The following is a 15,703-nucleotide window of genomic DNA, read 5'->3' on the forward strand; positions in this document are numbered from 1 at the left end:
ATAAGAGCATGTTGTAGCTAGTGATTTGACGTTTAGCCCGGCAGCGAGGTTGATATTATGCCAGGGGAAAACCCCGAAACAAGAGAGATTCAGTCCCTTCTCCGGAAAAATCCCATTGCGGTCATTGGAATGGCCTCCATCTTTCCCGGAGCCTCCAATCTGTCCCAGTATTGGGAGAACATACTCCATGAAATAGACTCCATAACCCCGGTCCCGGAAGATCGCTGGAAGATTTCGGACTATTACGATCCCGACCCCGCTGTCCCGGACAAAACCTACAGCCGGGTAGGGGGCTTTCTTCCTGAAATCGATTTCGACCCCATGGAGTTCGGATTGCCGCCCAATATATTGGAGGTGACGGACGTTTCCCAGTTGCTGGCTTTGATTGTGGCCCGGGAGGTCATGGAGGACGCCGGGTATAACAAGGGCCAGGACCGGTCCCGGGTGGGCGTCACCCTGGGCGTGGGCGGAGGGCAAAAACTCTACCTGCCGCTCACCAGCAGGCTCCAGTATCCGGTCTGGAAAGAGGTTTTGACCAAAAGCGGGCTTTCCGAGGAGGAAGCGGCCGCCATCGCGGACAAAATCAAAAAGGCCTACATCCCCTGGGAGGAGAATTCCTTTCCCGGAATGCTGGGCAACGTCATCGCCGGCCGGGTGGCCAATCGTCTGGATCTTGGCGGGATGAACTGCGTGCTGGACGCCGCCTGCGGCGGGTCTTTGGCCGCCATGAAAATGGCCGTAAGCGAGTTGGCGGAAGGCCGCAGCGAAATGATGATCACAGGCGGGGTGGATACGGACAACTCGCCGTTCATGTACTTGTGCTTCGCCAAGACGCCCGCCTTGAGCAAAAAGGAATACTGCTCGCCTTTTGACGAGGATTCCGACGGCATCCTTATAGGCGAAGGCGTAGGCATGGTTTTGTTGAAGCGCCTGGAAGACGCCCGGCGGGACAACGATCGCATTTACGCCGTGATCAAAGGCGTGGGCGCCTCCAGCGACGGACGCTTTAAAAGCATCTACGCCCCCAGGCCCGAAGGGCAGGCCCGGGCCCTCAAACGCGCCTATCGGGACGCCGGATTCTCCCCCGCGGACATCGGTTTGGTGGAAGCGCACGCCACGGGAACGGTGGCCGGAGATTTGGCAGAGTTCACCGCCCTGAAAAGCGTGTTTGGAGAGGAGACCCAGGAAACAGGGGGCATCGCCATCGGCAGCGTCAAGTCACAGATCGGGCATACCAAAACCGCCGCCGGGACCGCGGGCTTCATCAAGGCGGCCTTGGCCCTGCATCATAAAATTCTGCCTCCGACCATCAACGTCACAAAGCCCAATCCCAAGCTGGGCATGGAGGATTCTCCCTTTTACATCAACACGACGGCGCGGCCCTGGGCCTTGTCCAACGGAACGCCCCGGCGGGCCTCGGTGAGCGCCTTCGGCTTCGGAGGCTCCAACTTCCATTTTGTTTTGGAGGAAGCTCCCCAGGCGGAAGAAAAGGAATACCGCATTCACCGCATGCCCCGTTCGGTCGTCCTGCATGCTTCGTCCGGAAAAGAGTTGCAGGCCGCCTGCAAAAACGCATTGACGAACCTGGAAGCCCCGGAGGATTTAGACGCCCTGGCCGCAGCTTGCGCCGGAGAAATTCCGTCCAGCCATCCCCGGGTGGGATTTGCCGCCCGAACCGTGGAAGAGGCGCAGGAGCTTTTAAGGCAATCCCTTTCCGCTTTGGAGGAAAACGGAGCAGCCAAGGCCTGGACCTTGTCCCAGGGCGTATATTTCGGACCCAGGGCCTTGTCTCCCGACGCCAAGGTCGCCGCACTGTTTTCCGGCCAGGGCTCCCAATACGTGAACATGGGCCGGGAGGCGTCTTTGGGATATCCCCAGGCGCTGGCCGCCTTTGAAGGCGTGGACAAGGTTTTTCATGCAGCAGGCGAGGCGCCCCTGACCCAGGCTGTTTTCCCCAAACCGTCCTTTGACCCGAAAGAGGATAAAAAGAAGATAGAGGTCCTAAACAATACCCGGTTCGCGCAACCCGCCATCGGAGCCTATTCCGCCGGCTTGTTCAACATAATGAGACGCGCCGGGTTTCAGCCGGATTTTAGCGCCGGACACAGCTTTGGCGAGATTACGGCCCTCTGGGCTTCGGGCGTTTTGGACGATCAGGTTTTCTACACCCTGGCCCACGCCCGGGGCAAGGCCATGGCCAAGCCGGATGCGGATGGCTTCGACCCGGGCGCCATGCTGGCCGTCATGGGGGATGTGGAAAAGATCCAGGAGCATGTGGACGATTTGGATGGAGTTCAAATCGCCAATTTTAACTCTCCCAAACAGGTGGTTTGCGCCGGTTCGACCCCGGCAATCAAGGAAGCCGCTCAATCCCTGAAAAAGGCCGGATTCCGCACCGTACAGTTAACGGTCTCCGCAGCCTTTCATACGCCCCTGGTCGGCCATGCCGCCGAGCCCTTCGCCAAGGCTATTGCTTCGGTCTCAGTCATGCCGCCTAAAATCCCGGTTTACTCAAACACAACCGCCGAGCCTTTTCCCCAGGATTCCCAAGCCATCGCCCGTATGATGGGCGAGCACATCCTCAACCCTGTGCGCTTTTCCAGGCAAATAGAAAACATGTACGCCGCCGGCGCCAGGGTGTTTGTGGAATTCGGGCCGAAAAACGTGCTCACCAGTTTGGTGGACGCCATTTTAAGGGACAGGCCCCACATGGCCATTGCTCTGGACAAGGGAGATCCCCAAGGCGGAGGCGATTTGGCCAAGGCCGCAGCCCAGCTTCGCGTGGCGGGCCTGCTTGCCCGGGACATTGACCCGTTCCAGCGCCCCATGCCTAAAAAGGCGAAAAAACAAAGCCCCCTGAACATCAAACTCAACGGAAGCAACTACGTGAGCGAAAAAACCAGAAAAGCCTATCAGGATTCCCTGTCGGACGGCTTTGCCATTGAAAGAACCATTATGAAAAACGAGCAACCCAGTCAGCCTGCAGCGCAGGCGCCGGCCCCAACTCCCAAAGCGCCCGCGGAGCCTTCCGAGCCCAAAGCGGCTTCCCCTGCGCCTGCGGCGAATCCGGCTTCGGGCAACGGCATGGATCAGGTCATACAAAAACTTTTCGACCTGCAGGGGCAAACCCTTTCCGCTCACGAACGCTATCTGGAAAATCATGCAGGATACACCCAGGCCTTCGCACGGCTCATGGAAAGTCAGGCGGGCCTGATGTCCAGCCAAGGCATGCAGGATATGCCCGAGAACATGCAGCGCAACATGGATTATTTCCATTCCCTCCATGGCGATACCTTGCGCATGCACCAGAAATACCTGGACGCCCAGACCAAAGAGACTGAACAGGCCCTAAGCCTGCTTAACGGTCGTATGAGCGGGGATAGCGCTTTAAACGCCCTGGATCTTCCCGTCCAACCGAAAATCCCGGCGCCCGCTCCAACCCCTGCTGCGCCCAAGCCTGCTGCGCCGGTTATGGCGGAGACTCCGCCTCCCAGGCAAATCAAGAAGGCGGAGCCCATCGAAGATTATCGGATGTCCAAACCCGAACTGGTAGCTCCGCCCAGGCGGGAAGCGCCGGGTCCACAAACGACCGCCGCCAACGGCCCGGACATAGAGCAGCTTTCCACCTTCATGCTTTCCGTGGTGAGCGAAAAGACGGGCTATCCCGCATCCATGCTGGAGCTGTCCATGGACATGGAGGCGGATCTCGGCATTGACTCCATCAAGCGGGTGGAGATCCTTGGCGCGATGATGGACGCCTACCCCAATTTACCGGAGATCAACCCGGACGAACTGGCCGACCTGCGCACCCTGCAGCAGGTGGTGGATCGCCTGGAGCAAAGCATAGGCCAGGGGCCGGCAGAGGCAGCAGCCCAACCCATGACTCCCGAGCCCCCTGCTTCTCCGGCGTCCGCCTCCGACTTGCCGGACATAGAGCAGCTTGCCACGTTTATGCTGTCCGTTGTCAGCGAAAAGACGGGCTATCCCGCGTCCATGCTGGAGCTGTCCATGGACATGGAAGCGGATCTCGGCATTGACTCCATCAAGCGGGTGGAGATCCTTGGCGCGATGATGGACGCCTATCCCAACTTGCCCGAAATCAACCCGGATGAACTGGCCGAACTCCGCACATTGCAGCAGGTGGTGGACCGGCTCGAAAAAAGCGCGGCAAGCCAGGCGCCGCCCGTGCAGTCGGCAGCGGTCGCTTCGGCGCCCGCTTCTTCGGCCCCAGCGGTAAAGCCCGCCGCTATAAGGGGTCTGCCCGGTTTGGAGGAGTTGGCAAATTTCATGCTGCAAACCGTGAGCGAAAAGACCGGCTATCCCGCATCCATGCTGGAGTTATCCATGGACATGGAGGCGGATCTCGGCATCGACTCCATTAAAAGGGTGGAGATCCTGGGCGCCATGATGGACGCCTATCCCAATCTGCCCGAGATCAACCCGGACGAATTGGCCGAACTCCGCACATTGCAGCAGGTTGTGGATCGTCTGGGCGCGGCCATGAAGCCTGCCGAATCCAAACCCGTTCAGGCGCAACTGGAATTCGGAACCGGCGGCGCATCCGTTCCTGTGGAAGCCGAAGCGCCCAAACCCGCCGCTCAGCCTGAAGTGGGAAACATTCCGGTGCAGCGAAGCGGCGTGAAGATCAAGCCCCTGCCTCCTGCCGATCATTTGCATTTTGACTTTCCCCCGAATCATGTGTGCGTTGTCGTCAGTGAAGGAACCGGCCTGACTGGGGAGTTGCTTAAACGCCTGAAGCATGAAGGTTTGCCGGCGGTGGTGATACTCCCCCCCTGGGCCTCCAAGACAGGCCTCGGCGAAGTCCCGAGCATTTTGCTTCAGGATACGCGGGACGTTTCCATCCGGTACGCCCTGGAAAGGGCTGCCAAGGATCACGGCTCCATCGGCGGATTTGTTCATTTATCGCCGGAAGCCGAGGACCTGGCCCGGGAAAGCCTGGAACTGGCCTTTTCCTGCGCAAGGCACGCCAAAGGCTCTTTGACGGCCGAAGAAGACGGCGATTTTCGCCCGTTTTTCCTGGCCGTCGCCAGAATGGACGGCGCCCTGGGTATGGCCGGAGACGATTATTCTCCCATCCACGGCGGTCTTTTCGGGCTGGTCAAGACTTTGGACCTGGAATGGCCCAGGGTTTTCTGCCGGGCTGTGGACATCGAACCCACCCTGGCGCCGGAAAGGGCGGCCAAACGCATTATATCAGAAATTTTCGACCCGGACGTCCGCATCAAGGAAACCGGCTATACCGCAGAAGGCCGCATGACTTTGGTCCCGGAACCGATTTCGGAAGCCTTGCCGGCCTTGGATTCCTCGCCCAGAGAGAAAAATCAGGTCTTCTTGGTGAGCGGAGGCGGCCGGGGCGTGACTGCTGAGTGCGTCATGAACCTGGCTAACGAGCTTTCCGCCGTGTTTGTGCTCACCGGCAGGTCGGCCATGATGGAAAAAGATCCGGATTGGGCCGAAGGCTGTCAGGATCTTATGCAACTCAAAGCCAAGGCCATGGAGCATTTAACCGCCCTGGGCGAGAAGCCCACCCCTAAAAAGGTGGAGGCCATGGCCCGGGAGGTTGCCTCTTCCCGGGAAATCCGCCAGACTCTTAAATCCATTCGCGGCGCAGGAAGCAAAGCCCGGTACGTGAGCGCCGACGTTACCCAGGCCTCGGACCTGAAAGAAAAACTGGCGCCGGTCGTCAAGGAGACAGGTCCCTTTACGGGAATCATTCACGGGGCGGGCGTGCTCAAGGATAAATTCATCGAAGACAAAACGCCCGAGGACTTTAACGCCGTGTTTTCCACCAAGGTGGACGGCCTGCTGGCCATGCTGGCTTGCGTGAATCCCTCGGAACTCAAATACCTGGCCTTGTTCTCTTCCGCCGCAGGATTTTACGGCAATCCCGGCCAGGCGGACTATGCGGCGGCCAATGAGGTCTTGAACAAGTTCGCTTACGCCTTTGCATCCATTCATCCCTCTTGCAAGGTGGTTACGATCAATTGGGGCCCCTGGGACGGCGGCATGGTTTCCCCGGAACTGAAAAGGATGTTCCAGCAGAAAAAGGTGGAGGTCATACCCCTGGAGGAAGGCGCCGGCATTTTCACCGCCTCTATGCTTGGCGGAAAATCCATCCAATTGCTTGTGGGAAGCTCCATGCAAACGCCTCTGGAAATGACGGACGCCCCGCTTGTGAACCATAGGGTCTCGCGGAAGTTGTCCCTGGAATGCAATCCCTTTTTGCCGGATCACGTGATCGGCGATTGGGCGGTGCTGCCCACGGTCTGCGTTATGTCGTGGATGGCGGACGCATGCGAGCAATTTGTCCCCGGATACCGGTTTTTCCGCTGCCAGGACTATAAGCTGTTCAAGGGCATTGTTTTCGACAAGACCCTGGCCGGAGAATACATTCTGGACGCCAGGGAAATCGCAAAGGACGCAGAAAAGGCAGACCTGGACGTGCAAATATACAGCGTCAAGGAAGGTAAGCGGATTCCCCATTACAAAGCCATGGTCAGGCTTATGGCCCGGGCGCCGGACGCGCCGGTTTATGACAATTTGGATCTGATCGAGACAACGCCCGAAGACGGCTCCGTTTTCTATAAGGATGGAACTCTGTTCCACGGCCCCAATTTTCGGATGATTCAAAAGGTCCTGAACTGCACCAAGGAAAAACTCACCCTAAAGGCCTGCGTTCCCATTATTCCGCCGGAAAGTCAGGGGCAGTTTCCGGTTGGCGCCATGGACCCCTTTACGGCGGACGTGCACTTTCAAAGCCAGTTGATCTGGGTGCGTAAGCACTGTGAAGCCGGCAGCCTGCCCGCCAGGGCCAATACGGTGGAACAGTACCGGCCCATCGCCCACGGGCAGGAATTTTTCGTCACCCTGGACGTGCTGGAAAGCTCCGATACTTCCATGAAAGCGGATATCTGCGCCCATGATGACCAAGGGAACGTCTATTCCCGGGTTTTTGGCGCCGAGGTTACGGTCAGCAAAGGCCTGACCAAATTATTCGCCCTGGCCGTCTAATGGAAAAATCCATGAAAAAAATCGCCATTGTAGGCATGTCATGCCTGTTCCCCGGGGCCTCGACCCCCGGGGAATATTGGGACAACCTCATCACTCTAAAAGACTGCCGCACCCTTGCAACCGAAAAACGCATGGGCGTGGATCCCATGGATTACTATTCCCCGGAAAAAGGGACGGCGGACCGCTTTTATTGCGCCAGGGGCGGATACATAAAGGATTTTTCGCCCGACTTGCATGCGCTTGAGATCCCGGGCGTCGATCTCAAAACCCTGGACCCTCTGCACCAGTGGTCCTTGTACGTGACCATGGAAGCTTTGCAAGACGCAGGCTGCTTTCCCGGCAGCGTCCCCGGCCGGACCGGCTTGATTTTGGGGAACCTGTCTTTTCCCACCCAGGCTTCCAACGCCTTGTTCATCCCCATGATGGAGCGGGCCGTGGAATCCGCCCTGAAAAAAGCGGGCGCAGGCGAGAATTTTTCTTTCTCCCCATGGCCGGGAAAAAATGATCCGGCCTGGGAAAACGGGGCCATATCCGGCTGGCCCGCTTATTTGACCGCCAAGGCGCTCAACCTGAACGGCCCGCGTCTGGCATTGGACGCCGCCTGCTCGTCCTCCCTGTACAGCGTGAGGCTGGCTTGCGACTATCTGAACTCCGGCCGGGCCGACATGATGCTGGCCGGCGCGGTGAGCGCGGCGGATCCGTTTTTTGTGAACATGGGTTTTTCCATTTTTCAGGCGTACCCCCACAACAAGGAAAGCCTGCCTTTGGACAAAAAATCCGGCGGCCTGACGGCGGGAGAGGGCGCCGGGATGTTCGTGCTCAAGCGCCTGAACGACGCGATCAAGGACGGAGACCGCATACACGGCGTGATTTGCGGAGCAGGGCTTTCCAACGACGGCAGGGGGGCCTCGGTCCTGAGCCCCAACCCGAAAGGCCAGGCCATGGCCTTTGAACGGGCATATAATGACGCAGGCGTCAGTCCCTCGCAAATAGGCTTTGTGGAATGCCATGCCACGGGCACGCCCCTGGGCGACGGCATCGAGTTGGACTCCATGGAGGCCTTTTTCAGCCAATATAAAGCCAAACCTTATATTGGCTCAGTCAAAGCGGGTCTGGGCCATTTGCTCACCGCCGCAGGCATGGCCGGGATGATCAAGGTTATTTTGTCTCTGCAAAACGGGTCCATTCCCGGAACCGTAGGCCTGGAAGCCCCGGCGGATTCCAAGAACAAGTATTTTTCCGGGAAGGTTCCCAACTCTACCACTCCTTGGCCGGAGCCTGAGAGTAAAAAGCTGGGCGCCGTGAGCGCCTTTGGATTCGGCGGGGCCAACGCCCACATGATTTTCGAGCTTGCGCCGGAAAAAATTGATCTGATGAAAGATGATGCCAGCGCGGAATCCACCTTCCCGGAACTGGCGATAGTGGGCATGGACGCCCACTTTGGCGCCTGTTCCAGCCTGGACGACTTTTTGCGGGCCAATTACGAGGGCGAGCAGCAGTTCATCCCCTTGCCGCCCAATCGCTGGAAAGGCCTGGAGAATAATTCCGATCTTTTAAGGCAATACGGATTTGAGGACGGCAAAGCGCCTAAAGGGGCCTACATCCGGGATTTTGACCTGGATTTTTTACGATTCAAAATCCCGCCCAACCCGGACGACCAGTTAATCCCCCAACAAATGCTGGCCATGAAAGTTGCAGACAAAGCCATCCAACGGGCCGGGCTTAAGCAGGGCCAAAACACGGCCGTCCTGGTAGCCATGGGAACCGAACTGGAACTGCATCGCTACCGGGGGCGAGTAAACCAGGACACGCGACTGCCCCGGGCCTTTGGAAGAGATGCCTCGACCCAAGACGGCGTGTTGACGAATCTTTGTAAGAACGCGGTATGCAACGCCGCCAAGGTCAACCAGTACACCAGCTTCATCGGCAACATCATGGCCGCCCGCATCGCCTCGTTGTGGGATTTTAACGGCCCGGCCTTCACGATTTCCAGCGAGGAGAATTCCGTGTTTAAGGCCGTGGAAATCGCGGCCATGTTTTTGGAGAAAGGCGAGGTGGACGCCGTGGTCGTTGGCGCCGTGGACCTTTCGGGAAGCGCTGAAAACGTCCTATGGAGAAATTTAAGGCATCCGGCTCAAAAAGGCCGGGCGACCCTTTCATTCGACAAAGGAAACACCGGCTGGCTGGTAGGGGAGGGCGCGGGCGCCATTGTTCTAAAAAAAACCGATGACGCCCGGAAAAACGGCGACCCGATCCACTGCGTAATCCGCTCCCTGGCTTTGGAGCAGGGGACGAACTCCCAGGCCGTGGAAGCCGCCGCCAAAAGAGCGGTCCGGGAAGCGGGAATTTTCTTTGAAGACATTGGATGTTTGGAAGCCTGCGCCAGCGGCATGCCGGAATATGACGAAGCGGAGACGGCGGGCCTGCTCGCGGCTTACGGCGGCGGAGAAACGCCTTCCTGCGCTTTGGGCGCCGCCAAGGCTTTGTTCGGCCATTCCTTCGCCGCCTCCCAAATGGCGTCCATCATCCGGGCCGCTTTATGCGCGGAGCACGGTTTTTTACCCCGGACTCCGGGATGGTCCATGCCAAAAAATCCCGAATCCTGGGAAAAGGGCCGGTTTTTCATCCCGGAAAGATCCCAGCCTTGGTTCGCAAAACCGGAAAAAAAGCAACGGATAGCCGCTGTCAGCGGCCTGGGCATGGACGGGTGCGCAGGACACATGATTCTGGCCGGAGAGGGTCAAAAGAAATCATCCGATTTTTGGAATTTGGGCGGCCCCTTTATCCTTCCGGTTTCCGGGGACGATCGGCGCTCTTTGGAAAGCCGGTTGGACGAGTTAATGCAGGACCTGGAATCCGGGAAGAGCCCGGCCGCATGCTCCCGCAAGTATTTTGACAGGCTGAAACCCGGCAAATACTCCCTGGCCCTGATCGGCTCCGATATCAGGGAATTGCAAAACGAAATTGACGCCGCAAGGCAAGGCATGGCCAAGGCCTTTCAGACCGGCAAGGACTGGTTTTCCGTCCGGGGCAGCGCATTCTCCCCCAATCCCATGGGCGGCAAAGGCAAGGTCGCCTTTGTGTATCCCGGCGGTTTCAGTTCCTATCCTCAAATGGGCCGGGATTTTTTTCAGCTTTTTCCGGCCTGCGCCAAGACCTGCATGGCGCCGGGGAACGACCTGGGCGACCTCTGGCGGGATAATCTTTTGTATCCCCGGGGCATGACTTTCACCCCGCCGGGCAAGCAGATTTGGGCTTTGGAAAAAAGCGCCATCGCCATGTTTGAAAGCGGAATCCTGTTCGCCATCGCCCGCACCGACGCCGTGCGCAAATGCCTGGGCGTTACGCCGCATATGGCTTTCGGATACAGCATGGGCGAGATTTCCATGTTGTACAGCCTGGACGTGTGGGGAAGAACCGACGCCATGAGCCGCCAGCTTAGGAAGTCGGCCGTCTTCCAAACGCGCCTGGCCGGTCCTATGGATACAGTGCGCAAAGCCTGGGGCATGCCTCCGCAAAAGGAGGGCGAGGAGAAAATCTGGCATTGTTTTGCTTTGAAAACCAACCCCAAAACCTTGCGCAAGGTTTTGGCCTCGGAGAAAACCGGCGGCCGCAAACAGAGAGTCTTCCACACCTTTACCAACACCCCCGGCGAGGTGGTGATCGCCGGAGAGGAAGCCGCCTGCATACGGGTCATCCAAAACGCAGGCTGTGAATATTTTGAAGTCCCCATGGGCGACGCCATCCATTGCGACATTGTGCGTGCGGACTATAACGAAATGGTTTCCCTTCACAGCCTGAAAACCGCCCCGGTCAGGGACGTGGAATTCCTGACCACCGTGGGATGCGGCCCTCTTGAGTTGGACCAGGACGCCATTGCCCGCAATATTGCCGAGATGTACTGCTCTCAGGTGGATTTCGCCTCCCTGGTCAACAAGGCCTATGACCAGGGCGCGCGAGTGTTCATCGAACTGGGGCCAAGGGAGAATTGCACTCAATACATTGCAGAAACCCTGGGCGAACGCGAGCACCTGGCCGTGGCCACGGATCGGAAAGGCGCCGGATGCCGGACCTCCATTCTTCGGGCCTTAGCCCGTTTATTCTCCCACCGGATTCCCATGGATCTGGGATGCGTCATTCCCAGGCCGGAAAAGCCGCCAGACGGCCCAAAGTTGCTTAAGACCGTTACTTTGGGCGGGGAGAGCATCGAAGATGCCATCATTTCTGGAGCCAAAAAGATATTGAATCCAGTAAAAGAGCCAACGCCCGAGGTTAAGCCTGAAAAGCCGGTTATTCCCAAGGTGGAAAAAATTGCATACGCTGAGCCCGTCCGGGAGATCAGGCCGGAAGCCGCTCCCGCGCCGGAGCCTCCGGCGACTCATACCGTCGCCGCGCCCTCCCATCCTTTGATGATGCAGGCGTATAGGGAAAACCAGACGCTCGTCACGGAAGGGCATAAGTCCTTTTTACGCAACAGGGCCAGGGCGTTAAGGCGGATGGAGCAGCTTATCGCCATGCAGGCCGGGCTCATGGAAAAGGAAGTGAATTATGAGACGTTGGCGGAGCCATTGCCGGAATCAGCTCCCGCTCCAAAAATTCCTGCAATTCCTGTCCCGCTTCCGGCGGCTCCGGCTGCTTCCGTCAAACCAGCCATCTGGGATCGGCAAGACCTGGAAACTTTTGCTAAAGGGGATATCGCTGCGGTTTTCGGGCCGGAATACGCCATTATCGATTCCTACAAACGCCGGGTGCGGCTGCCCATGGACCCGTATTTGCTGGTCTCCCGCGTCACCAAGCTGCAAGGAAACCGGGGCGAGTTCAAGCCGAGCGCCATGACCACGGAGTTTGACATTGAAAAGGGCGCCTGGTTTTTAATCGACGGGCAGATTCCCTGGGCGGTTTCCGTGGAGTCCGGCCAGTGCGACCTCTTGCTCATCAGCTACCTGGGGATTGACTTTGAATGCAAAGGCGAGCGGGTTTACCGCCTTTTGGACTGCACCCTCACCTTCATGGAAGACCTGGCCAAGGAAGGGGAAACCCTCCGGTACGACATCTCCATCAATTCCTTCGCCCGGAACGGCGGCAACCTGCTTTTCTTTTTCAGCTACGAGTGCTTTGTGGACGACCGCCTGGTCCTGACCATGGACGGCGGCTGCGCCGGTTTTTTTTCCGACGAGGAGCTGGCTGCGGGCAAGGGGATCATCCGCACCCAGGCCGAACAGGAAGAAAGAAGCAATATTATCCCTTCCAGGTTTAACCCCTTGCTTGATTGCGGCCGCCGCTCCTTTTCCAAGGAGGACTTGCTGCATATCATCGAAGGCCGTCCTGCCGCGTGCTTCGGTCCGGATTACGACCAGCAGGGCGCCAATCCGTCCCTGAAGTTCGCGGCCCAGCAAATGCTCATGGTGGACCGCGTGGAATCCGTGGATCCCCAAGGCGGCCCCTGGGGCCTGGGCAAGGTCATCGCCCATAAGGACTTGCGGCCGGAGCATTGGTACTTTCCGTGCCATTTTAAGGACGACGAGGTCATGGCCGGGTCTCTCATGGCCGAGGGCTGCGTGCAGTTGCTGCAGTTTTTCACCCTGTTCCTGGGCCTGCAGACCAAAACCCGGGACGCCCGGTTTCAGCCCATCATCGGCCTGCCTCAAAAGGTGCGATGCCGGGGGCAGGTGACGCCCGTGGACGCTTTGCTCACCTACCGCATGGAGGTTAAGGAGATTGGCCTGACGCCCGAGCCTTACGCCGTGGCGGACGTGGACATTCTTTTGGGCGACAAGGTGGTGGTGGACTTCAAGGATTTGGGCGTCCGCCTGTCCGAAAAAGATCCCACGGCTGTGATTGAAGAAAAGCAGGAAACCCCGGCGCCAAAACCTTTGTTTGATAGCAACGACCTTCAGGAATTCGCCGTCGGCGACATAGCCAAATGCTTTGGGCCGGCCTTTGACATCTATCAAGATCGCCAGCCGCCCCGGACGCCCAACGGCGACTTGCAGTTGATTTCCCGGGTTCTGGAGGTGGAAGGAACGCCGGGGGACTTCCGCAATCCGGCCAGCGTGATTTCCGAGTACGACGTTCCCCGGGACGCCTGGTTTTGCGCGCAGAACAATTGGCCCGCCATCATGCCGTACTCCATGTTCATGGAGATCGCCCTGCAGCCCTGCGGGTTTATTTCCACCTACATGCAGACGACCTTGCTCATCCCGGAAAAGGATCTTTTTTTCCGCAACCTGGACGGGGAAGGAACGCTCAGCAGCCTGCCGGACCTCCGGGGCCGGACCATCACGAATCGATCCCGGTTGACAACCACGGCCAAGGCGGGCGGCTCCATCATTCAGAAGTTCGAGTTTGAACTTCTTACGGAAGGGGAGTTGTTCTATCAGGGAACCGCAGCCTTCGGCTACTTTACCAAAGAAGCCCTGGCCGACCAGATCGGGCTGGACGGCGGCGTGAACAACCATCCCCTGCACGCCCGGGAATGGCTGACGGACGACGCCGTAACCATTAAAGTTGATTTACAAAACGGTGCTCCGGCCGATTACGCCGTTTCCCCACTCAAGCCGCACCACGGCCTGTCGGGAAAACAATTGCAGTTTTTGGACAGAGTCCTTATGGTGGAGCACTCGGGCCGATTCGGCAAGGGGTATATCTACGCGGACAAACAGGTGAATCCCGCGGATTGGTTTTACCCTTGCCACTTTCATAACGATCCGGTTATGCCGGGATCGTTGGGCGTGGAAGCCATGCTGCAGGCTTTGCAGGTTTTCGCCATTCAGCAAGGCCTGGGCCGGGATTTCGCGTGTCCGTATTTCACCCAGATGACGGACGCCATCGTCTGGAAGTATCGCGGCCAGATTATTCCGTCCAATGAGCGCATGACCCTGGATCTGCACGTGAAGAGCGTGGAGCAAGGGCGGGACGGCATTGTGATCAAGGCGGACGGCAATTTGTGGAAGGATAACATTCGGATTTACGAAGTCTCGGACGCGGGTTTCTGCATTCGGGACGCAGGATAAAAAAACAATTGGAGAGTTTTTATGAACCAGGACGCCGTAGGATTTTCGCCCAAAGGACGGGTTTTTGATTTTGGCTGGAGCGCACCCGAAGATCAGGTTGTATACGACGAGGCGGGAGTCAAAGCGCTGCTTGAGGATTTATCCCAAAACCTGTTGGTGGTGGACAATAACGGCCGCATAGGCCTGACCGGTGCGGAGCCCATCCGCCAGACCGGCGCGGGTCCCAAAGTCATTGCCATGACTCCGGCTCTGCCCGTCCAAAGCCTGGGCAATCCTGAGTTCGGCAAGACCTACGGCACGGCCTATCCGTATTATGCAGGCGCCATGGCCAATGGAATCGCTTCCGTGGAAATGGTGACGGCTTTGGGCAAGGCGGGCTTTTTGGGCTCTTTCGGCGCCGGAGGGCTGGTTCCCTCTGCGGTGGAGGAGGCCATTCTGGCCATTCAAAAAAACCTTCCCAGCGGCCCGTATCTCTTTAATTTCATCCACAGCCCCCACGAGCCGGCCGTGGAGCAGGCCGTGGCCGAGCTTTACATCAAGCACGGCGTGAAAGCCGTGGAAGCGGCGGCGTTCATGGCCCTGACGCCCAGCATCGTGCAATACCGGATTGCGGGCTTAAGCCGGGACGCCCAAGGCAATATTGTCATCGGAAACCGGATTATCGCCAAAGTCTCCCGCAAGGAAGTCGCCAGCCGTTTTATGGAGCCTGCGCCGGAAAGGGTTTTGAAAAAGCTGATTTCCGGGGGAGTGATTACCGAGGATCAGGCGGACCTGGCCCGTCAGGTTCCCATGGCTGATGACATCACCGTGGAGGCGGACTCCGGCGGACATACGGACAACCGGGCTCTGGTGACCATCCTGCCGTCCATTTTGAGCCTGCGGGACGAAATTCAGGCCAAACGCAATTATCCGGTTGCAGTGCGCGTGGGGGCCGGAGGAGGGATGGGATCGCCTCAGGCGGTTTTGGCGGCTTTTATCATGGGCGCGGAATATATCGTGACCGGCTCCGTGAACCAGGCGTGCGTGGAATCCGGGGCTTCGGATCATGTAAAAGGGCTTTTGGCCAAGGCTGATATGGCGGATACCGTGATGGCGCCTTCGGCTGATATGTTTGAGTTAGGAGTTAAGGTGCAGGTGTTAAAACGCGGTTCCCTTTTTGCAGTGAGGGCTGCGAAACTGCACGACATTTACAGCAGGTGCGAATCCATAGAGAGCATACCGTCTGATGAGCGGGAAAAGCTGGAAAATCAGATTTTTAAAAAAAATCTGGACGAAATATGGGCTGATACCATAGACTTTTTTTCCCAGAGGGATCCCGGTTTGGTCGCCAAGGCCGGGGCGGATCCCAAAAAGAAGATGGCGCTGATATTTCGCTGGTATCTGGGCTTGTCCTCCCGTTGGGCTAATAAGGGGGAACCTGGACGGGAAATGGACTACCAGATATGGTGCGGTTCGTGCATAGGAGCATTTAACGCCTGGGTGAAGGGGACCGGCATGGAAGCTCCGGAGAACCGTAAGGCGGCCCATGTCGCCCGGCATCTAATGAACGGCGCTGCATATCTGCACCGGGTCGATCAGCTTAAGCTGCAGGGGGTGCTTATTTCTCCCCAATTAGCCGCATACAAGCCTGATTGACGTTTTGTTTGTAGGAGGAGAAA

The 15,703-nt window shown here is 58.0% G+C and carries 3 protein-coding genes; all 3 read left to right on the forward strand.

The genetic code is table 11. From position 1 onward, the window contains the following. The first annotated feature begins 57 nt into the window (after window positions 1-57). The 3 genes from BUE18_RS06050 to BUE18_RS06060 are packed head-to-tail and all read left to right on the forward strand — an operon-like array spanning window position 58 to window position 15,680. On the forward strand, window positions 58-7,032 hold the full coding sequence (locus BUE18_RS06050; RefSeq protein ID WP_073473939.1) for a type I polyketide synthase: 6,975 nt from the start codon (window positions 58-60) through the stop codon (window positions 7,030-7,032). An 11-nt stretch (window positions 7,033-7,043) separates the two neighbouring features. Next, a complete protein-coding gene (locus BUE18_RS06055) occupies window positions 7,044-14,045 on the forward strand; it encodes a beta-ketoacyl synthase N-terminal-like domain-containing protein (RefSeq protein ID WP_170868283.1) in 7,002 nt (2,333 codons plus the stop codon). A gap of 21 nt (window positions 14,046-14,066) precedes the next feature. Further along, complete coding sequence (locus BUE18_RS06060; RefSeq protein WP_073473943.1) at window positions 14,067-15,680, forward strand: PfaD family polyunsaturated fatty acid/polyketide biosynthesis protein; 1,614 nt, start codon at window positions 14,067-14,069, stop codon at window positions 15,678-15,680. Window positions 15,681-15,703 lie beyond the last annotated feature (23 nt).

This window comes from Desulfatibacillum alkenivorans DSM 16219, from assembly GCF_900142135.1.
Lineage (GTDB): Bacteria > Desulfobacterota > Desulfobacteria > Desulfobacterales > Desulfatibacillaceae > Desulfatibacillum > Desulfatibacillum alkenivorans.